This is a genomic window from Gilliamella sp. Choc5-1 (assembly GCF_001690595.1).
Classification (GTDB): Bacteria; Pseudomonadota; Gammaproteobacteria; order Enterobacterales; family Orbaceae; genus Gilliamella; species Gilliamella apicola_M.
This window is the reverse complement of the sequence record NZ_LZHH01000025.1, coordinates 14,265-36,447: the sequence shown is the minus strand read 5'-3', so window position 1 is coordinate 36,447 and position 22,183 is coordinate 14,265. Positions and strand designations below refer to the sequence as shown.

Here is a 22,183-nt window from a genome sequence, read left to right as displayed (position 1 = left end):
GTTGCCCATAAGCTGGATATTCATAGGCCATATTGACAACGGCTTGTTCTATATGTGGCTCTACCCGATTTTTTTCGATAGGCTTTTTACGACTGATTTCTTGAAGCGCAAGCTCACCCCCTTGCTAATACAATTTTTTAAAGCGATAATAGCTATCTCGACTGTATCCCATGACTTTGCAAGCTTGTTGAACGTTACCGAGTTGATTAGCTAATTCTAAAAGTCCTAATTTAGGTTTAATGATTTTGGCGGTTTGATTCATTTCTGACTCTCCTTATTACGTTATGAAATAACTTGAATGTCAGGTTAAGTGAAGACTATCGCATCTAGATTTCACGATTTAAGGCATATTTGGGCAAGCAGACACTCCATGAATGGCACTCGTCCACACGCACTACAAGATTTAGGAGCGTGGAGTAAAGCTGATACAGTTAGAAGATATGCCCACTTATCTTCTAGGCATTTGCTAGCAGCTTCAGAAAATGCGTTATCAGAAAGTGTCACAAATTTGACACAAAGAGTATTGCAATAAAAAAGCACTTTCGCGGAGTGCTTTAATTGGTTGATATTCTTAATGAATTGGCGGAACGGACGGGGCTCGAACCCGCGACCCCCTGCGTGACAGGCAGGTATTCTAACCAACTGAACTACCGCTCCGCTTTATTTGATAGTTTTAACGTTGTAACGCTAAAGTAGGCGTGATATTAAAGATTATTTTTATTCTCGTCAATTAAATTTTTAAAATATGTGATCAATTGAATACAAAACAATCATTAATTTATATTCCACAATGCTCCTCCACTTTTTTTGTCAATTTTTTTTAAAATAATCTCATGTTCAGAAAGTTCATGTCCTGTGGCTCTGATTACTTTCAAAGGCACACCATTACGTTCTACTCTTTTAATTGAATTTGATTCTGATAAAGATGAGTTATTATCTTCAGAACTAAAAGACAATGTCGTTTGCCCACCTGTCATAGCTAAATAAACTTCAGCTAAAATCTCAGCATCTAATAATGCACCATGCAATGTTCGGTGGGAATTATCTATCTGATAACGTTCACATAACACATCTAAATTATTACGTTTACCTGGAAACAAACGCCTTGCCATAGCCAAGGTATCAGTAATAATACAATGATCAGCTGTTTTAAAATCCAGACCACAAAGACGAAATTCATAATCCATAAAACCTACGTCAAATGATGCATTATGGATAATTAACTCGGCACCATCTATAAATTTAATAAAATCGTGAGCAACATTTTTAAAAATAGGTTTATCTTTAACAAAATCATCACTGATTCCATGCACTTTAAATGCATCTTCATCAATTAAGCGTTCGGGGTTTATGTAAACATGAAAATGGTTACCAGTTAAACGTCGATTAACAATTTCAACAGCACCAATTTCAATAATCTTATGTCCTTCATAATGATTATTACCTTCTTGGTTCATACCTGTCGTTTCAGTATCTAATACAATTTGTCGTGTAGAATTATGGATCACTTTCTTCTCTTTTATATCAATCGTTGGGAAAAACTTTTATTTAATGGTATAGTCTAGCACCAAAATTTCTTAAAGTTGATACATTCAAAAATTAATATAGTCCTTAATTTACTTAAGTCACCGAATTACAGTAAATAAATTAACAAAAAATTTAAATAGTCATAAATGAAATTAAAAAGATGTTAAAAAAAATTGAAATATATACTGATGGCTCTTGCCTAGGTAACCCAGGTCCTGGTGGTTATGCTGCAATTTTAAAATATAAAACAACCGAAAAAATATTATCTAAAGGTTTTTTTAAAACTACGAATAATCGCATGGAATTATTAGCTGCAATTGTTGCTTTAGAGCAATTAAAGCAGCCTTGTCAAATTGAGTTATATTCTGATAGTCAATATTTGCGAAATGGAATCATCAATTGGATACATGGTTGGAAAAAAAATGGTTGGAGGACCGCCAACAAACAACCAGTAAAAAATGTCGACTTATGGAAAAGACTAGATGAATTAGTGCAGATTCATAAAATTGAGTGGATTTGGGTAAAGGGTCATGCTGGGCATATTGAAAACGAGCGTTGTGACATTATAGCTAAAACACAAGCTCAATCCCCTACACTACAAGATACTATATTTGAACAATGCATAAATGGTTAATGTATTAATTAAATATTTTTATTCAATTTTAAAAAGTTTATTTGCTTTTAACGACATAATTTATAATTAACGATAAAAAATTAAAATGTATAAACTACATAGCATTGCATCCTTAAAAGATAATTATATTTGGATTCTAACCAATGCCAGTAACCAAGCCATAATTATCGATCCTGGGGAAGCCGAACCTGTTATTAATTATATTAATAAACATAAATTAATCCCCCTTGGAATTTTACTTACTCATCACCATATTGATCACACTGGAGGAGTAAACCAATTAAAAGCTCAATACCAAGATATTGATGTTTACGGTCCAAGTGAAATCAATTTACCAATTAATTATCTTATCAAACAAGATAGAGTTTGTATTGGTGATTTTAGTTTTGAAGTTATAGAAGTACCCGGGCACACTCTTGGTCATTTGGCATATTATTGCAGGCCCTATTTATTTTCTGGAGATACTTTATTTTCAGCCGGTTGTGGAAGGATTTTTGAAGGTACTCATGAACAAATGTTAAATTCTTTAAAACATTTAAAACAACTGCCTAATGATACTTTAATCTGTGCAGGTCATGAATATACTTTATCAAATTTAGCATTTGCGTCCCAAATGCTGCCCGATGACAAAAATATCGAAAACTATTTAGATTCGATTTCTAATAAATTAATAACATTACCGTCTAATTTATCTGATGAAAAAAAAATTAATTTATTTTTACGATGTAATGAAACTAAATTACAAAATAAGTTCAAAATTAATAATGAATTAGAATTGTTTGTTTTTTTTAGAAGCCAAAAAGATATTTTTTAGGTATAATACTAATCTTAATTTGGGTAAAATTTACGGACTAATGAAAAAGTTATTAATATTTACAGCGTTATGTTTGTTTTTAATCGCATGTCAGCATCATGGACCACGATATAATCCTGTTGTTAGAATAAAGTATTCAAAAAACACAGCTAATAATACAAATAGTTCCAGTAATTATGTATCTATCACTCAGAATCCATGGCAATATATGCTGAATCAGATTGAAGCAAATGTTCCAGAAAATAGTCGAGTTAGCGCGGAAAGAGAACGATTATTACGTAATCCTAAAGGTTTTGAAGCCGTTGCCTTACGTTCAGAGCCTTATGTTTATTACATTATTAATCAGCTTCATAAAAATAACTTACCTGCAGAGCTAGCTTTAATTCCTCTTATTGAAAGCGCTTATGACCCACTTGCTACATCTTCTGCTCAAGCTGCAGGATTATGGCAATTTGTTCCTATTACAGCTAAAGAGTATGGACTACAGCGAAGTAGTTCGTTTGATGCTCGTCGAGATCTAATTGCATCGACTAATTCAGCTATTTCACTTTTACAAAATTTAAATAAGCGTTTTAATGGTGATTGGCTATTAACCTTGGCTGCTTATAATGCAGGTGAAGGTCGAGTAAGAAAAGCCATTGAGAGAAATCAGGCTAAAGGTTTACCAATTAATTATTGGTCGCTAGACTTACCAACAGAAACTATGCACTATGTGCCTAAAATTTTAGCAATTATTGATATTGTTAAGAATAATAAACGATATGGAATTAAATTACCTGATTGTAATTATGAAAATTCACTCGTTAGAATTGATATATCAAAGAATATTTCTCTTGCTAAAATTGCTAAATACTCAGAACTATCACTTGATGAGTTAGCTACTTATAATGCTGGATATGTGCAACAAACAGTAAATGGTCCTTTCCATTTGCTTGTTCCTTATGCTCATGCTAAAAGTTTATTCAAAAAGCTACAAGCAGAAAATCTTGTTGTGAATGAAATTACAGAACTTTTACAAGATACTCCTCGTACTAATATGGCGTTTGAATTTAGAACAAGTTTTATTAAAAATAACGGTATAGTAAGTAAGGATAGTTTTTCCAAAAATGTAAAAAAGATTGTTTATCTTGTGAAAGCAGGAGATAGTCTCTACTCTATAGCTCAAAATTATCGTGTAAAAATTACCGATATCTTGCAATGGAATAATCTAAAGAATTCTAGAGTTCAAGAAGGTGATATGTTGACAATTAATCTTGTCAACGCGAATCCAATCTAAAATTTACTAATAAAGGATTATGATCTGATGCGGTTGTACTAATAATTTCAGCCGCATTAAGTTGTAATCCTCGGTAAAACACAAAATCAAGCGGTCTGCCCATAAATCTTTTTCGAGAATCCACTAAAAAATTAACCGGCTTAAGTTCAATTGAACGAACAAAATGATACAACAAATTTAATCGTTGCCGACTCCATGCATTAAAATCACCCGCTAAAATAACTGGACCAGTATGCTCTTTTATATGATTTAATAGCAGATGTATTTGCTGACGATAAACTTTTACGCCAATACTAAAATTTACAGCATGAATATTAGCAACTAATAACTGTTGTTTGGAATTGCTAATTGGATAAATAGTAATTAAAGCAGATTTAGGGACACGGATTAATGGTTCTTTTTCTCTAAAAGAAAAAAGTGAGGTAGGCAAAGAATCTGAAATTGTCATGACTCCAGCATAAATATCATTAAAACAATATGCTGGAACATGATCCGCAATTTTATTGTGCTGTGAAATAAAATTTAGTAACGGCGATGTTGTTTGTGCTTCTTGTAATATAATAAGTTTAGTTTTATCAACATAGTGTTTAAGCATATCAAGACAAGCAGCCCTTCTTAGTTTAAAAATATTCCAAACTAAAATAGAAAACGATGTTTGATCAATTAACGGTCTATTTACTGCTATTTGTTGATAAGGAAAAATCAACTCAACTTTGTTGTTTGCCTGATATCGTAAAGTATAACAGCGCTTTTTAAACATTTTTGTCGTTCAAATTTTTTAAATATTGATCAAAAGATAGAGTATCATTCTGCTCTTTCTTTACCTGTTTCTCAATAGATAAATTGCGTTGTTGTACAAAATCACCTTCGGTTAATAATGCTAAAGGTTCTACCATAAGCTGTTTTTTATATTGATTTGCTAAAGCTAAACCAAATTCTGCTGTACCTAAATCACTTATTGCTTGCAATGTTCTTGCTGATAAAGTTAATTCAGGTTGATCAAACATTAAATCTAGACGTTCACAAACATTACGATAACGCTGCATATCATCTTGATGATCTAAAACATCAGCAACACGTAACAAATCTTTAAATAATTCGTGACCAACTTTAGATAATGGCTCTCGATTACTTTCACAACCAATACCGATCTCAAGTCCTGGTTTTCGCCCTTCTATTATGACTCTATTCCAATTCAATTTAGCACATTCAAGTTCTTTACTACTCATCTCTGGTGCAGGTGCTAGTGCACACCAAATTAAAAATAGATCTATAAAACGTATTTGATCTTCAGTAATTCCTATTGGCGAAAATGGATTAACATCTAATGCTCTTACTTCAATATACTCAATACCACCACGCAAAAGTGCATCCGATGGAGATTCCCCTGCCATTGGTACTCGTTTAGGTCGAATAGGTGCGTAAAACTCATTTTCAATCTGTAATACATTATCATTTAATTGGCGATAATGCCCATCCACTTTAATTTCCAACTTAGCAAAATCTGCAGACTCTGTGCGCGTTGCACGTTTTAGACCCTCTACATATGTCTCCAAATGGTTAAAAGTAATACCAAGCTGTTTTTGAGCATTATTTGTGTATCCAATATCACTTAATCTTAAAGAAGTTGCATAAGGTAAATAGCAGTTGCCATTTGTTTGTTCAATAAAGGCTTGAGCTTTAACTGGATCTTGAATAAATGAAGAACACATTGATGGCGATGCACCAAATAAATAAGGAATAACCCAACCAAAACGATAATAATTTCGTATTAAGGTAAAATAACCTTCAGAAATTACAGCTTTACCTTCTTCGGTATTTTTAACCCCTTCTCTTGCTTGCCAAAATGCGGTTGGTAGTGAAAAATTATAGTGAACACCTGAAATGGTCTGCATCATTGCACCATAGCGATTTTTCAATCCTTCACGATAAATCGTTTTAAAGCGGCCTTCATTAGAAGTACCATATTGAGCAAGAATAATATCTTTTTCGTTTGCAACAAAACAAGGCATACTTAAAGGCCACATCATTTCATCACCAATATTTACGCTAGCATAACGATGCAAATCGCGCAAAAACGTCAACATATAATCAATATTAGTATTAACTGGCGTGATAAATTCTAACATTGATTCGGCAAAATCAGTTGTTATCCAAGGGTGGGTTAACGCAGCACCAATTTTTGAAGGAAATGGCGTTTTTGACAATGATCCATCAGGCAAAATACGTAAAGTTTCTCGTTCAATACCACGTTGAATACCTTGTAAAATGGTGTAGTGTTTTTCTAACCAACTAAGTGCTTTTGAGACATCAGGAATCATATTTTGCGCTTCCTTAAAATTTAGTTATTTGATATTTATATTAGCATAATTTAAAATTATGCGATGGGCTAATTTATGACAACATTTGGAATAAAAAGCATTATACGTCGTAATATAGCAATCCTAAAAACTATAATTTACTATTTTTATTACAAATAATTTGATCTTAAAAGCATGACAACTTTTAAAAAATAACAGCTATTTCATGGATAGGAAATAGCACATATAATATTTATCATAAATTTATTTTATTTATAATCGTTGCAATAAAACTAATATTTCCATATGTGAAGTATGTGGAAACATGTCAAATAATTGTACTTTTTGGATTTGATAATTTGGCAGTAACATTAAATCATCAACTAATGAAAATAAGTTACAACTTGAATACATAATATAATTAGGTGCCATTTGTTTCAAATACTGCATAAGTACTTTACCAGCCCCTCGTCTTGGGGGATTTAGTAAAACTAAATCCGGTACATTTTTTTGAGCTGTAGCGTATTGTGTTGCGTCAAATGCTTTGAAGTTTAATTGTTTAAAACCTAATTTTTTTGCTGATTTAGTTGCACACTCTATTGCGTCTGAATTAATTTCAATACCTGTAAGGCTAATATTTTTCTCAGCAACAAGGTTAGCACAACTTAACCCAAAACCACCTACCCCACAAAACATATCCCAAATAGACTGAATAGGTAAATCTGTGACCCAGTCACTCGCTGTTTTATAAAGGCTGCTGGCAACATATGGATTTGTTTGAAAAAAGCTTTTAGGTTTAATAAAAAGAGGAGTGTTATTTAAAGTTATCGGAAGAAATGAATTATCAGTTAAGACTATTTCTTCTTCACCTTCTAAAATAGCCGCATGATTTGGTTGAATATTTATCGAGATTACGTCTAAGTTTTGAATTTTGTCTTGTAATTGTTTAATAGAATCATTTATTTTAGCAACAAAATCGTGTGATTTTAAAACAAATCGTAGCATAAAGTTGCTCGTACCCCCAGTTTTACTTTCAGTAATTATAACAAATTTCAACTCCCCCTTACGCTTATTAATATTATAAGGGACAAGTCCTTGTTTACGAATGAAAGTTCGAACAAGCTTTAGGATATTTTGCATACTGTTTGAATAAAGAGGACAATCGCATAAATCGACTGCCTTATTCCCCGTTTGTATTCCTAAAACGGGCTTTTCAACACTACCTAACACTGCCATCTTTGCTTTATTACGAAAAGCGGTTTCATGACTAGCAGAAGGTTCTTTAACCTCTTTTGGTTTAAACTGGACTAACTGTTGTAATAACTTATTTTGTTTTTCTGCCAGTTGTACATGATAAGGATGTTCTATCCATTGGCAAGATAAACACTTTTTTTGTTGGTAAAAGTCACATTGCATTGCGATTAAAGCCTTTTTTATAATGAGTATAATTATATACAGAATATCGAACAAATATAAAAATAGTTTTGGATCTTATACTAAAACATATATTTTCCTGAAACTTTTTCACAAAAAATTATAGAAATTGAAGAAAAAGGTGTAATTAATTCTCTGGTATAATTTGACGAAATAGTGCTGTATGATAGGATATTGGCATTAATATTAAAGGAAAAAATTAATGTCTATAAAATTAAAAACCCCTGCTGAAATTGAAAAAATGCGTATAGCAGGCAAACTCGCTGCTGAAGTTTTAGAAATAATAGAGCCTTATGTTAAACCCGGTATTACTACAGGTGAACTAGACAAGATCTGTTATGAACATATCGTCAATGTCCAAAAAGCTATTCCAGCTAATATTGGTTATCATGGTTATCAACATACTAGTTGTATTTCAATTAATGATGTGGTTTGTCATGGTATTCCAAGTTTTGACAAAAAGTTAAAAGATGGCGATATTCTAAATATTGATGTGACAGTTATTAAAGATGGTTTTCATGGCGATACATCTAGAATGTACATTGCTGGTAAGCCAACTATCACAGGTGAAAAATTATGCCAAGTTACACAAGAGAGCCTTTACGAGGCGATTAAAATTATCAAACCAGGCATTCGTTTAAAGGAAATTGGTAAAACGATACAAAAATATGTCGATAAGTTTGGTTTTTCTTCAGTTCGTGAATATTGTGGCCATGGTATTGGTGAAGTCTATCATGACGAACCTCAAGTTTTACATTATGACGCTGATGACGGCGGTGTAATTTTAAAACCAGGAATGACTTTTACCATTGAACCAATGGTAAATACTGGTGACTGGCGTACTCGTACCATGAAAGATGGCTGGACGGTTAAAACCAAAGATCATGGGCTTTCTGCACAATATGAACACACAATCTTGGTTACTGAAAATGGTGTTGAAGTCTTAACATTACGCAGTAACGAAGATTTTCCTCGTATTATTGAACACTAAATAAAGTGGATTCAACAATAGTTTATTGTTGAATCCTTTCGCTTTATTAAATTTCATAAATCTTAATATAATAAAGTATACAATTTACGTCGATAACTACTAGCTAACGGATTACTTGTTCCTAATGCCGCCAATAAATCGAGTAATGTTTTCTTCACTTGCCCGTCACCAGCATTAAGATCTTTTGTCAATGGTTTGAATAACAACTCTAATGCTTCTTCATGACGCCCTACATGCATTAATTGGGAAGACAATTGAATCATTAGTTCAACGTTATCAGGATGTTGAGCAAATTCTGCCTGTAATTGTTGTAATTCTGGAGAATTAGCAGCTTGTTCAAGTAATTCTATTTCGGCTTGTAATCCATGATAGCTTGAATCTTGATCTTGTAGCGGAATAGTTGCCAGCACTTCTTTTGCTTCACTTAGCTGTTTAAGTTCAATTTGTGATTTTATTAGCATTAATGCAATATCGGTTCTCGGTTTACCCAAATGATCGGTTAGTGATTTCCAGGTTTGCCGTAACAGTGGTAATGCTTCTTCATATTTAGCTTCATGAAATAAATTTTGAGCTTCAATTAATTTAAGCTCATCTTCATTTGGTAGCACTTTTTCTAAAAAAATTTTAATAGTTTCTTCGGATTGAGGACCTTGAAAGCCATCTACAGGTTGACCATTTTGAAATAAATAAATAGTTGGAATCGCCCGTAAACCAAATTGAGCAGCCAGCATTTGTTCTTCATCGCAATTAACACTTGCCAAAATAAATTGACCATGATGTTCATTAGCTAATTTAGTTAAAGTTTGAGTCATTGCTTCATAATTGGGACTTCTTGATGACCAAAAATAAAACAACACAGGGGATTGAGAAGATCTTTTTATAATCTCTTGAATATTTTGTTCATTAACATCAAAAATAAATTGATTTTGCATATTATGTCCTAAGAATACTTTGATTCATTATTTATTTTTTAAAATTCTATCCATTAATCTATCAGGAAGCAAACGTTTAGCAATAGCCGCTATTTTTGTCACTTTTGTTACCCTGTAACGTATTTTTGGAGTTCTATGTTCAAGCGCATGAAATAAGTAAGGTAACACAGCCTCAGGCGCTAACGTAAATCGTTTGGCAATAGGTGGATTTTTTACAATATTTTCTTTTTCTATTTGATTAACATTATCTGAAAAATACGTTTTTAATGGCCCTGGTTCAATTAAACTAACTTTGATATTGGTATTAGCTAATTCTAATCTTAGTACATCAGACCATGATTCTAAAGCATATTTACTTGCTGAATAAGCTCCTCTACCAGGAGTAGCAACAATGCCAACAATTGAGCTGGTTTGAATAATACGTCCTTCATTTTCTGCAAGCATAGCAGGAAGTAGTAACTGAGTTAACTGATGCACACCAAAGAAATTGGTTGAGAATTGAGACTCTAACTGCTCTCGGCTAATTGTTGCTAATCGCCCATATACTCCAAAGCCGGCATTATTAAATAATGCATATAATTGTCCGCCTGTCATAGTTAACACTTCTTTAGCGGCTAAATGAACAGAATCAGGATTATCTAAATCAAGTAATACAGTTTCAAATCCTTGTTCAATTAATTTTTGCTGGTCAGACTTTTTGCGACAAGACGCAATAACGCGATAACCACGTTTTTTTAATGCAATAGCTGAAATAAGTCCTATTCCACTTGAACAGCCTGTAATAAAAATTGTTTTCAATTTTTATCTCCGTTTTATTCATATATTGTCAAGCTAATCTTCTGCAATTATGATATCACACTTAAATAGAAGTTACCCAAACTAAGCCAGAGGATCGTATGAAAATCGCTATTATTGCTGCAATGGAAGAAGAAGTTGCCATATTAAAAAGTAAAATTACCCATTATCAAGTTGAACACCATTTAGGTTGTGATTTTCACCTTGGTCAAATTGCCGGTTGTGAAATAGTTCTACTTCAATCAGGCATTGGTAAAGTAGCCGCAGCTTCAGGCACAACATTATTATTAAATAATTACAAGGTTGATGCCGTTATTAATACGGGTTCAGCTGGAGGACTTTCAACTGAACTCAATATTGGTGACATTATCGTATCAAAAGACGTATTTTATCATGATGTCGATTTAACCGCTTTTGGTTATAAACCAGGGCAAATGTCCGGTTGCCCAGTTGTATTTGAAGCAAGCCAACAATATCAATCATTAGCCAAATCATGTATAAAAAAACAAGGTGTTAATGCAGTTGAAGGCTCAATTGGTAGTGGTGATGCATTTATTAATGGTAAAGATACATTAGAACGAATCAAACAAACCTTTCCAAATGCCATAGCGGTAGAAATGGAAGCCGCAGCAATTGGGCATGTCTGCTGGCTATTTAAAGTACCGTTTGTAGTGGTAAGAGCAATCTCAGATAATGGTGATAATGAATCTGCAATGGATTTTCAGTCATTTTTAAAACTTGCAGCCACACAATCGTCCTTAATTGTTGAATCAATGTTAAGCGAGCTAGCCTAAACTCTTTTCAAAAATAGCATACTGATGTCACAAACAATATTCACTAAACAAGGGTTGACGCCAACCAGTTAATATTTCTGGTACGTCACCTTTTTTATCAATTTTCCATTTAATATATTGATTGATTAATCGCCGTGAAAGTAACAAATCTTGATTAAGCCCTGTTTTTGATGAAATGATTTGAGCCGCTTTTTTTAATTCATCCGAGATCTTCTTGAAATCAGGATAAGTATTAATTCTACGAATAAGTGGTACCTCGGGTATCGGTTCGGATAAAATATCGAGAATTTTCTGCCCATATAAGCGAATTTCTTTTCCTTTCATTCCTAATTTATCTAGTTCAGCTAATGATGACGGCAAATACCGTGCAATCTTCCACAAAACTTCTTCGCGTATAACAAAATTTAAAGCGATATCTTGCTCTTTGGACAATTTATATCGCCAACTTGCTAATTTATACAATTGACCTAGACTTTTCCCTTTCAATTGCCAACTATTTTTAATATTTAGATAAGCGTTGTTTGGATCTATCACTGTATATTTACGAACCACCGCCATTTGGCACTCTTGATAAGCCGCTTGCAAATAATCATTTTCGGTTAATTGTGATTTTAGAATGTTTACTAATGGAAAAAGATATAACACATCATTAATAGCGTACTCACACTGTTTTTCGGTTAATGGTCGTTTTAACCAGTCTGTTCGAGTTTCACTTTTATCTAGCTCTACTTCTAAATATTTTTTTACTAAACTGGCATAACCAGAACTTAACGGATTATCAAGAAAAGAAGCCAATATTTGGCTATCAATAATAGGAGTCGGCACCATCCCAAAGTAATGAAGAAAAACTTCAATATCTTCACTGCACGAGTGGAAATACTTTTCAATTTTAGGATTTTTTAAGATAGCTAAAAAATCTTGCCAATCGCTAATAGTGATTGGATCAATTAATGCAGCATGTTTTCCATCAAAGACCTGCAATAGACCTAAATGTGGATAAAATGTACACGTACGTACAAATTCTGTATCTAATGCAATCGCTGAACTTTTTTCGATTTTTGAACAAAACTCAGCTAGCTGATGATTATTAACAATAAGTTGATAAGACAAAGTAAAATTCCTATTTAGATAAATCTATTTATTGTGTACTTTTTTTAAAAACAACATCAATCACCACAATTTCAGAGCGAGTCATTAAGCGAATAGGTGGTCCCCAAAAACCATATCCACTACTTACTATGCTAGTAAAGTTATTATCTTCATTTTGATACAAACCATAAGCGTTTTTATACATTAATTTTTCAATAAGGTTAATTGGAAATATTTGCCCAGCATGAGTATGCCCAGAAATCATTAAATCAACACCTAACTTTGCTGGTTCAGTAAGATCTTTGGGTTGGTGATCTAATAAAATAACAGGTGTATTTGTATCTGCAAACATCATCAATTCCGCTAACTTTGATCTTTTCACATCATAAAATGCGGAAGAAAAATCATCTCGCCCAATTAATGTAATACCTATATCATCAAGGTATACAATATCATCTTTTAAAACTTTCATTTTTGCTTGCTTAAAAGCATCAATAATATTCTCTTCACTATTATTTTGTTTTCTAGTATTCAAATATTCGTGGTTTCCAAAAATAACGTAGGTACCATGCTTCGATTTTAATTGCTGAAATTGTTTATCAAAACCTTGTTCAGTAAAGGGTGCCAAACGTTTATCTAATGTATCACCTGTAATTACAATAAAATCTGCATTTAATTGATTTACTTTATCTATCATTTGCTGAATAAATCCACTCGAAGTTAATTCATTAATATGAATATCACTAAGCTGCACAATACGCAGATTTTCAACATGAGCAGTTTTATCTATTTTTACTTGATAATAAACGGTTTTCGGACTAATTGCCATTTCACGGCTGCAATAAAATAGTGAGAAAACTAAGCTTATATAAACAATTCTAAGCAGTAAGTTAGGCTTTAATTTTTTTTTGCTGAGCAAATAGATCGCATCAAAAATCAATAAAATAAAAATACTACACAAAAATCCAGCAAAAATAATATTAAAAATCAGAGATAGCTTATTAAAAATATCATCTAATGCCCTAGAAAGCACCAGTGATAATCCAGCAATTGCAACAATTAACCAATAGATGATTTTAGAATAACCAGTAAAATGAAAATTGAACCAAAATGCCGATCGTTTACCTAAATAAGCAATCATTAAAATACTGATCACTATCACCATAAATAAAATAGAAAAATAAATAAAACTCATAATTATCTGAACAATTGAAGACGAATAATGATATGATAACAAAATTATTTTTTTTCGTACCGATAACTTTTTATGGATATTAAAAAAGATCAATTATTCATCACACCTATTGAAAAATTGGGGGATTGGACTTTTGATGAGAAAGTTGCCGAAGTTTTTCCTGATATGGTGCAGCGATCTGTTCCTGGTTATTCTAATATTATCTCGATGATCGGCATGCTAGCCGAAAGATTTGTACAACCTAATTCAATGATTTATGATTTAGGTTGTTCATTAGGCGCTGCTACATTATCCATTCGACGCAATGTCAATCAAGAAAATTGCCATATTATTGCGGTTGATAATTCTCAGCCAATGGTTAAACGTTGTAAGCGGCATATTGAATCCTACAAATCAAGCATACCTGTAGATGTAATTTGTGATGATATTTGCCATATTAACATGCAAAACGCATCAATGGTTGTACTCAACTTCACCTTACAATTTTTAACTCCTGAAAATCGTCAACGTGTTTTAAATAATATCTATAATGCGTTAAGGCCAAATGGCATTTTAGTCCTATCTGAAAAATTTAGTTTTAGTGATACCTGCATTGATGAATTACTATTTAATATGCATCATGATTTTAAACGTGCTAACGGCTATAGTGAGCTTGAAATCAGTCAAAAACGAAATATGTTAGAAAACGTCATGCTAACTGACACGATAGATACCCACAAAGAACGCCTTTATAATGCAGGTTTTGAACATATAGATACCTGGTTCCAATGTTTTAATTTTGGCTCTATCATTGCTATAAAATAACGTTTTAATTTAGTGTAATTGAATAAGGAAACAAGAATGATTGATTTTGGTGATTTTTACCAGATTATAGCAAAAAGTAAACTTAGCAGCTGGTTAGAAGTATTACCAGCTCAGCTTGCGAGTTGGCAACGACAAAATATCGACAATCGTTTTAACCAATGGTTAAATAGCATTAAGCATTTACCTTCTATTGAACCTTATCAAATTGACTTATTACACAGTGTAACAACCTATTCAGATGAGCCATTGTCTACTGGTGAACAACAACGTATTACCCAATTACTCAAAAATATGATGCCATGGCGTAAAGGACCTTTTCACTTATATGGTATTCATGTTGATACCGAATGGCATTCAGACTGGAAATGGGAACGTTTAATCAATCATATTGATAATTTAAAAGGACAAACAGTATTAGATGTTGGCTGTAACAGTGGCTATCATTTATGGAGAATGGTAGGAGCTGGGGCTAAACTGGCTATAGGTATTGATCCTATGGCGCTTTATTTATGTCAATTTGAAGCTATCCGCAAACTATTAGGCAATGATCAACGTGCTCACTTTTTACCGCTTGGTATTGAAGCCTTACCTAAACTTAATGCTTTTGATACTGTATTTTCAATGGGCGTATTATATCACAGACGATCACCACTCGATCACTTACTCCAATTGAAAGATCAACTCGTTGAAGGTGGGCAATTAATTTTAGAAACATTAGTCATTGACGGCAATGAACATCAAGCATTTATGCCGGGTGAACGCTATGCACAAATGCGTAATGTTTATTTTATTCCGTCAGTACCAACAATGATTAACTGGCTACAGAAATGTGGCTTTATGAATGTCAAAATGGTTGATATATCGCTAACCAGCGTGGATGAACAACGAAAAACAGAATGGATGACATCCGATTCACTTGCTGACTTTTTAGATCCTAATGATTCAAGCAAAACAGTTGAAGGCTACCCTGCTCCAATGCGGGCGGTTTTTATTGCTAAAAAATAAAATAAATTGATAATTATAAATGCCTATGTTTTCAACTAGTTATCCAAGCCCTTTAAATATCTATATTTTATATTTGTAAGTGGTGTTTTTATGTAAAGTATTATATTATAAAGATTAGTGATTTTAAAATAATATTCACTATAAAAAATAAACGATAAAAAGATTGTCGATATTTTGAAAAGTGTGCGTATTGAAATATAAAACATAATAAAAAAAATTTGATTTTTGAGTTTTTATATAAGGAAAAGGAATATATAATGGGATTACTAAAATTAATCTTGCAACTGCCTTTCTATATTTTGCAAAAGGCTTGGGAAATAGTCAGTTATTTTCTGTTTTTTTTATTAATCTTTGCAAAAGGATTTTTTTGGTTATTTAGTCCAATTATCGGTGATATAAAATGGTCAACACCAGACTGGCTACCCAAAGCAAAAAGATTTTACTATGCAATAGGTTCTACATTAAAAAAAATAAAAACTTCAATTGGTGCAATTATTATTTTGGGCTTTATTGCTTACTTTTCCGGTAATTACGCCTATCATTGGTATTTAAATCGTCCAAAACCGATTGAACCTGCTCCTATAGTAATAAATACCTATTCAGCTAAATTAGTCCCACCAAGTACAAGTAACGATATAATATATATCCAATTCACCGGTGCTAAACGCCCACCAATTCCCCTAGAATCAATCAATAAAGATGAAATAGCAGAAGGTATTAGTATTTCACCAAACATTGAGGGAAAATGGACATGGTCAAATGATTCAACAATAAAATTCACACCAAAAGAGAGAAAGTGGCCACTTGGTATTGAATATACAGTCGTATTGGATAAGTCAAAATTATTGGCTAAAAATAGCGAACTAGAAAAAAATAGTGCAACCTTTTCCTTTATTTCTCCTGATTTTGAATATAATTTCAAAAATCGAGGTGAGCTTTATTCCAACCCTACAGAAACAAATATTAGGAACGTCATAAATACAATCAGATTTAGTCATCCTGTTGATAGGCAAAGCTTTGAAAAAAACATTGTTTTATCGCTTTATGAAAAAGAGAAGAAATCTGACAATTCATACGAAAAAAACTATGATGAATTCTTAAACCATGTCGATTTTACTATAACCTATGGTGATAATGACAAAATCGCATATATAAAGAGCGCACCTATTCCCTTACTTGATAAAGAAGGTTATTTAAAAATAACAATTAACAAAGGGGTTAGATCAACTTTAGGTGGTAACTCAATAAATTATGATATAACTAATAGTGTAACTGTACCAGATAAATATCATTTAAGTGTTACAAGAACAGAGCTTACATTGGTTGAAAAAAGTAATGAAAAAATACAGCAGGTATTAGTTTTATCATTAAGTCATGCCGTAAGATCTGAAGATGTATCGAAAGCAATCAAAGTTTGGCAATTACCTGCAAATAAAAATGGTTCTTATAGTGAAAGCTATTACAATGGATCTTCTGGTAGATACGAAACAAAATACAATGTAACGCCAGAAATACTCGAAAAAGCAACTCCAATATCAATGAAACCAATTGATACTGAACTTGCTTATCAGAATCAAATTAGCTTTGAATTTAAAACTGAACAAAACTCAAAGGTATATATTGAAGTTAACCAACCTTTATCTTCTCAAGAGGGGTATTTTTTAAAACAAGATTATCAGACAATATTAACAGTTCCTAGTTACCCAACTTATCTTGAATTTGCTGCGCCTGGGTCATTATTATCTTTATCAGGCGAGAAAAAACTACCTATAGTATCGCGCAATGTAGAGCAAATGAAGTTAGAAATAGATCGCGTTATCCCTTCACAGCTTCAACATTTAGTAGCATTTAATGAAAGCTATGAATTTAACGATATGAATTTTGGCGAATTAGATAATGATCATTTTGTTGAAAAATATAGCATAACTAAAGATTTTACTGGAGCTCCTGAAGAAGTTAAATACACAAATGTCGATTTAACTCGTTACTTAACAGCTAACACAAATGGGAATAAAAATCGAGGTGTCTTCTTATTAAGACTTTATGGAAAAGATAAAAAAGATACTAAATATGAGTTTATGGCTTCTCGCTTTATTGTTGTAACTGATTTGGGAATTATAGCTAAAAAATCACTCGATCAATCCAATGATCTATTTATTCAATCGATAAGCTCAGGTCAACCAATTAGCAATGCTAAAGTTTCAGTATTAGGAATGAATGGAGTCACTATTGCTTCACAAAAAACTGATAGTAAAGGTCATGTCCACTTTGCACCATTATCTGAATATTATCAAGGAATTAAACCTCTTTTATATATTGTTGAAAAAGGAAGTGATCTATCATTTTTACCGATCAAAAGTTATGAAAGAAATTTAAATCTATCTCGTTTTGATATAGGTGGAATTCGTGAAACCATAGAAGGCGGTGAATTGCGTTCACATATTTTTTCAGATCGAGGGATTTACCGTCCAGGTGATACATTCCATATTGGCACCATAGTTCGAGCTCAAAATTGGGAAAATTCATTGGAAGGGATCACTGTAGAAGCAGAAATTTATGATCCAAAATCCAATTTAGTACTAAAAAAACCAATTGTACTAAATAAATCAGGCTTTAATGAGCTTAACTATAAAACCAACTATGAGTCCCCTACTGGTGATTGGTATATTAATTTATATTTGAAAAATGATGATGAAGAGTCTCGGGTACTGTTAGGTTCTAGTTCGATTGTGGTTCGTGAATTTGAGCCAGATAAAACAGCGGTATCGCTTAAATTATTACCAGAAATAAAAGATGGATGGTTAAAACCAGAAAATATTCAGGCTGAAATTAAGGCCAAAAATTTATTTGGTACCGATGCAGCTAATCGCCGAGTAACAAATACATTGATTCTTGAACCTTCAACTCCTTATTTTAAAAAATATGAGGACTACTATTTTTATCAAAACATTTCTGGTGTAAGAAATAGTTTTAAAGTTGAATTAAATGAAGAAACAACAGATGAAAATGGTATAGTAAAAATAGATCTTAATGACAATATGCAAAGCTTTGAAGGCAACTATACATTAAGAATGTTAACCGATGTTTTTGAACCGGATAGCGGTCGAAGTGTTGCTGCAACAGCAAGCACCTTTGTATCACCAGATGATTATTTGGTCGGTGCAAAAGCTGATGGTAATTTAAGATACATTAATAAAGATTCAGTTCGTCATATTGATTTTATAGCTATTAATCCTGCCCTAGAAAAAATAGAGTTATCTGATCTAAAACTTGTTTTAATTGAAGAAAAATATCTATCGGTATTAGTCAAACAGCCTTCAGGAGTTTATAAATATGAATCACGCCGTAAAGAATCGGTACTGTCAGAACAACCATTTGAGATTAGTTCGGAAAAAACAACATACGAATTAGATAGCAAAAATCCAGGTAATTATATTATCCAAATCAGAAATAAAAACGATGAGTTACTTTACCAAAGTAAATACTCTATTGTGGGTACAGCTAATATTACTCGTGATTTAGATCGTAATGCAGAATTAACATTAAAGATTAAAGATGCACAATATAATCCAGGTGATGAAATCGAAGTTTCAATCACTGCACCGTATGTAGGTAGTGGTATTATTACTATTGAGCGCGACAAAGTGTATGCTTGGAAGTGGTTCCACACAGATACAACAAGCTCAATACAAAAAATAACCCTACCAAAAGACATTGGTGGTAATGGTTATATTAATGTCCAATTTATTCGTGATCCAAATTCAGATGAAATTTTTATGAGTCCACTTAGTTACGGTGTTATACCTTTCAAAATTTCAAATGATCAATTTAACGATAAAATCGTATTACAAGCACCATCACTAATAAAACCAGGAGATACACTACCAATTACAATACACACAAATACGCCACAAAAAGCAGTTGTATTTGCCGTAGACGAAGGAATTTTGCAAGTCTCAAATTATAAACTGAAAGATCCATTAAATAGCTTCTTACGCAAAAAAGCACTATCTGTAAGAACTTCGCAAATTTTAGATCTTATATTGCCAGAATTTCGACATTTAATAACAGCTTCAGCACCTGGTGGTGATGGTGATAATGATGATGTCTTATCAAATCATTTAAATCCATTTAAACGGAAAATAGATGAACCAGTAGCTTATTGGTCAGGTATTATCGATGTCGATGGCGATAATACCATTGAATATAAAGTACCTGATTATTTTAATGGCAAAATTCGTATCATGGCTGTATCGGTCGGTGATAAAACAATGGGACATACTCAGATGTCAACAACCGTACATAATGATATTGTTTTACAACCTAATGCCCCATATTTTGCTGCACCAGATGATGAATTTGAAGTTTCACTCAATGTAACTAACCTGATTGAAAATATTGGAGATAAAATCGTTCCGATCGATATTAAGGTTTCAACCTCACCTAACCTATCAATTATAGGTGACAGTAGTAAAGCTATTGAATTAGCTAACGGCAAAACTGGAGTTTTAAAATTTAACTTTAAGGCAACCGACAAACTTGGTAATAACGATCTTCACTTTTCAGCCAACTATAATGATATAACAATCACACGTGATGTTAGCCTTTCAATAAGACCATTAACTGAATACAGATTAATTACCAGAATGGGAAGAATGGCAGATCATAAACAAACATTTACTGATTTTAGAGACATGTATAGTAACTTAAGTAAACGTGAAGCAGCTGTGTCTTATTCACCATTTATATTAAGTAAAGGACTAAGTACCTATTTACAGGATTACCCTCACTATTGCTCTGAACAGATTGTTAGTCGCGCGATTCCTATTTTGATCGCTAGTAAATATAAGGAATTTGATCTGGCCTCAAAAGAAGGAATAGCACCATTATCAGAACTATTCCAAGTGCTGCAATCTCGCCAAAATAGTGAAGGTGCAATTGGTTTATGGTATTCAACTTACAATGTTAATCCATTTATTACATTGTATGCAGTAAACTTTATGCTTGAAGCCAAAGAAATGGGCTATAAAGTTCCTAAAAAAATGCTTGATAGTGCTAATAAATATTTACAAACAATTGCTGAATCTAATAATACTAGTACTTATGGTTTAAGAGTCCGTGCTTATGCTATCTACTTATTAACAAGGCAAAATCAAGTTACAACAAGCTATTTAGCCTCTACCATTAGTAATCTCAATCGAAAAGATGATTCATGGAAAAAAGATATAACCGCAATGTATTTAGCTTCATCTTATAAAATGTTAAAGATGGATAAAGAAGCAAATAAATTAATTAAACCAGTTTGGCAACAGTTAGAAACTGCATACAATCATGCTTGGTGGACCAACAACTATTATGACCCACTGGTTGTTGATGCAGGAAAAATCTATTTAATTAGCAAACATTTTCCAGAAAAAGCAGCGGAAATTCCTGCTCAAGCACTAGAAAATATGGTTATCATGCTTAATAAACAAAAATATACTACTCAATCAGCTGCAATGACAATATTAGCTTTAAGTAGTTATTCATTAAGTATTGATAAATCAAATTTATCTAATGATACTCTTGAAATTAATGCAATACCCAAAGATTCAGAAAAACAGAGGATTATTGCAAATTTAAATGGAATTTTAGCTAAAGGAAAATTTAGTGTTCAAGATGCACAATTAAATATAACTAATAAATCAAACTTTCCTGCTTGGTATATGATTTCTGAACAAGGATATGACAAAACTCCACCTAAAGAACCAATTAAACGGGGGCTTGAAGTATACCGTGAATTTACTGATCTTAGTGGCAAACCTGTTGAACAAGTCAAACTTGGCGATAAAATTAACGTAACTGTTAGAATACGAGCACTAGCAGATGAAGGTGCAACTAATATTGCTATTGTTGATTTACTACCAGGTGGTTTTGAAGTAGTACAACAACCAATAGAATCTCAGGAAAAAAATTATGATGAATATATTCAAGATGATGAAGAATATGATGACTATGAAGAAGATGATTATGATGAAAATTATGGCTGGGTTTCTCCAATTAGTATAAAAACAGGAAAACACACTTGGTATCCTGAATATACAGATGTACGTGAAGATCGTGTTATTATTTATGGTTCAACTTATAATAATAAAATACAAGAATTCACCTATCAAATAAAAGCAACCAATATAGGAACCTATAGCATTCCGCCTGCATTTGGTGAAGCAATGTATGATCGTGATATTCAAGCCGTATCAAAAGGTGGGCAAAAGATAAGTATCTTCCCACAACAATAGCTGTTTGTACAGTTAATCAATCACTGAAACGGGCTTACAGCCCGTTTTTTATATTTGTCAAATTTCCCTAAATAATACGACTAACTCCTGTAATTAAGTTTAAAATAACAAACAGTTATACTATAAAGATCATAATGAATAGGAAAAATATCATAAAAAAGATAATAATTACTGAAACTGAATTTAATCAGAACCACGCTTTCGGCTTACCTATTCATTTGGTAGTTGACATGTTTTTATGAATTTTAACTTAAGACTAGTGATAAGTTGACAGGTTAAGTTTTGATAAGACTTTAGACATAAAAAAAACAGCTT

17 protein-coding genes, 1 tRNA gene and 1 pseudogene are annotated in these 22,183 nt (G+C 32.4%); 9 read left to right on the top strand and 10 right to left on the bottom strand.

The features are described from left to right. Positions 1-262 (bottom strand): annotated as a pseudogene (locus A9G35_RS12820) (helix-turn-helix domain-containing protein); the annotation flags it as partial. 48 nt (positions 263-310) lie between these two features. Here A9G35_RS12820 and A9G35_RS12815 point away from each other — a divergent pair. Next, on the top strand, positions 311-532 hold the full coding sequence (locus A9G35_RS12815; RefSeq protein ID WP_218057173.1) for a tyrosine-type recombinase/integrase: 222 nt from the start codon (positions 311-313) through the stop codon (positions 530-532). A gap of 48 nt (positions 533-580) precedes the next feature. Here the strand turns inward: A9G35_RS12815 and A9G35_RS02030 are convergent. Both A9G35_RS02030 and dnaQ read right to left on the bottom strand, forming a co-directional pair. Beyond that, positions 581-657: transfer RNA gene (locus A9G35_RS02030), tRNA-Asp, on the bottom strand. 116 nt (positions 658-773) lie between these two features. Then, positions 774-1,508: a DNA polymerase III subunit epsilon gene (dnaQ, locus tag A9G35_RS02025; protein ID WP_218057172.1), complete on the bottom strand. Its 735-nt coding sequence runs from the start codon at positions 1,506-1,508 to the stop codon at positions 774-776. Positions 1,509-1,687: 179 nt separating this feature from the next. On the opposite strand from dnaQ, the gene rnhA reads away from it, so the two are divergent. The 3 genes from rnhA (at position 1,688) to A9G35_RS02010 (ending at position 4,251) form a co-directional block, all read left to right on the top strand. Next, complete coding sequence (gene rnhA / locus A9G35_RS02020) at positions 1,688-2,161, top strand: ribonuclease HI (RefSeq protein ID WP_065635456.1); 474 nt, start codon at positions 1,688-1,690, stop codon at positions 2,159-2,161. A gap of 85 nt (positions 2,162-2,246) precedes the next feature. Then, positions 2,247-2,975 (top strand): hydroxyacylglutathione hydrolase, encoded by a 729-nt coding sequence (gene gloB / locus A9G35_RS02015; protein WP_065635455.1) that lies wholly within the window; start codon positions 2,247-2,249, stop codon positions 2,973-2,975. Positions 2,976-3,183: 208 nt separating this feature from the next. Further along, positions 3,184-4,251, top strand: a complete 1,068-nt coding sequence (locus A9G35_RS02010) for a transglycosylase SLT domain-containing protein (RefSeq protein ID WP_065635454.1) — start codon at positions 3,184-3,186, stop codon at positions 4,249-4,251. On the opposite strand, the gene A9G35_RS02005 is transcribed toward A9G35_RS02010, so the two are convergent. The 3 genes from A9G35_RS02005 to rlmC form a co-directional block, all read right to left on the bottom strand. Then, positions 4,232-5,011, bottom strand: a complete 780-nt coding sequence (locus A9G35_RS02005; protein ID WP_065635453.1) for an endonuclease/exonuclease/phosphatase family protein — start codon at positions 5,009-5,011, stop codon at positions 4,232-4,234. The two genes, A9G35_RS02010 and A9G35_RS02005, sit on opposite strands and share 20 nt — an antisense overlap. Further along, entirely contained in the window at positions 5,004-6,572 is a 1,569-nt protein-coding gene (gshA, locus tag A9G35_RS02000; protein WP_065561425.1) for a glutamate--cysteine ligase, read from the bottom strand. Before gshA ends, A9G35_RS02005 begins: the two co-directional genes overlap by 8 nt. Positions 6,573-6,824: 252 nt before the next feature. Continuing rightward, positions 6,825-7,967: a 23S rRNA (uracil(747)-C(5))-methyltransferase RlmC gene (rlmC, locus tag A9G35_RS01995; protein WP_065635452.1), complete on the bottom strand. Its 1,143-nt coding sequence runs from the start codon at positions 7,965-7,967 to the stop codon at positions 6,825-6,827. 220 nt (positions 7,968-8,187) lie between these two features. Between rlmC and map the strand changes: the two genes are divergently transcribed. Further along, positions 8,188-8,976, top strand: coding sequence for a type I methionyl aminopeptidase (gene map / locus A9G35_RS01990; protein WP_065635451.1), 789 nt, complete (start codon positions 8,188-8,190; stop codon positions 8,974-8,976). 62 nt (positions 8,977-9,038) lie between these two features. On the opposite strand, the gene A9G35_RS01985 is transcribed toward map, so the two are convergent. Both A9G35_RS01985 and A9G35_RS01980 read right to left on the bottom strand, forming a co-directional pair. Next, positions 9,039-9,908: a co-chaperone YbbN gene (locus A9G35_RS01985; protein ID WP_034910566.1), complete on the bottom strand. Its 870-nt coding sequence runs from the start codon at positions 9,906-9,908 to the stop codon at positions 9,039-9,041. Positions 9,909-9,935: 27 nt separating this feature from the next. Continuing rightward, positions 9,936-10,706, bottom strand: a complete 771-nt coding sequence (locus A9G35_RS01980) for an SDR family oxidoreductase (protein ID WP_051634160.1) — start codon at positions 10,704-10,706, stop codon at positions 9,936-9,938. 98 nt (positions 10,707-10,804) lie between these two features. Here A9G35_RS01980 and A9G35_RS01975 point away from each other — a divergent pair, with 98 nt between their 5' ends. After that, positions 10,805-11,497 (top strand): 5'-methylthioadenosine/adenosylhomocysteine nucleosidase, encoded by a 693-nt coding sequence (locus tag A9G35_RS01975; protein ID WP_065635450.1) that lies wholly within the window; start codon positions 10,805-10,807, stop codon positions 11,495-11,497. A gap of 27 nt (positions 11,498-11,524) precedes the next feature. Here A9G35_RS01975 and rnd read toward each other — a convergent pair whose 3' ends face one another. Further along, positions 11,525-12,607: a ribonuclease D gene (gene rnd, locus A9G35_RS01970; protein ID WP_065635449.1), complete on the bottom strand. Its 1,083-nt coding sequence runs from the start codon at positions 12,605-12,607 to the stop codon at positions 11,525-11,527. A gap of 28 nt (positions 12,608-12,635) precedes the next feature. After that, positions 12,636-13,781 carry a metallophosphoesterase gene (locus A9G35_RS01965; protein ID WP_141673732.1) on the bottom strand — a complete coding sequence of 382 codons (1,146 nt, stop codon included), beginning with the start codon at positions 13,779-13,781 and terminating at the stop codon, positions 12,636-12,638. 72 nt (positions 13,782-13,853) lie between these two features. Here A9G35_RS01965 and cmoA point away from each other — a divergent pair, with 72 nt between their 5' ends. From cmoA to A9G35_RS01950, 3 genes are all read left to right on the top strand, one after another. Continuing rightward, complete coding sequence (gene cmoA, locus A9G35_RS01960; RefSeq protein ID WP_065635447.1) at positions 13,854-14,585, top strand: carboxy-S-adenosyl-L-methionine synthase CmoA; 732 nt, start codon at positions 13,854-13,856, stop codon at positions 14,583-14,585. 36 nt (positions 14,586-14,621) lie between these two features. Continuing rightward, positions 14,622-15,590 carry a tRNA 5-methoxyuridine(34)/uridine 5-oxyacetic acid(34) synthase CmoB gene (gene cmoB, locus A9G35_RS01955; protein ID WP_065635446.1) on the top strand — a complete coding sequence of 323 codons (969 nt, stop codon included), beginning with the start codon at positions 14,622-14,624 and terminating at the stop codon, positions 15,588-15,590. Between the two features lie 257 nt (positions 15,591-15,847). Beyond that, complete coding sequence (locus A9G35_RS01950; RefSeq protein WP_065635445.1) at positions 15,848-21,868, top strand: alpha-2-macroglobulin family protein; 6,021 nt, start codon at positions 15,848-15,850, stop codon at positions 21,866-21,868. Positions 21,869-22,183: the final 315 nt, after the last annotated feature.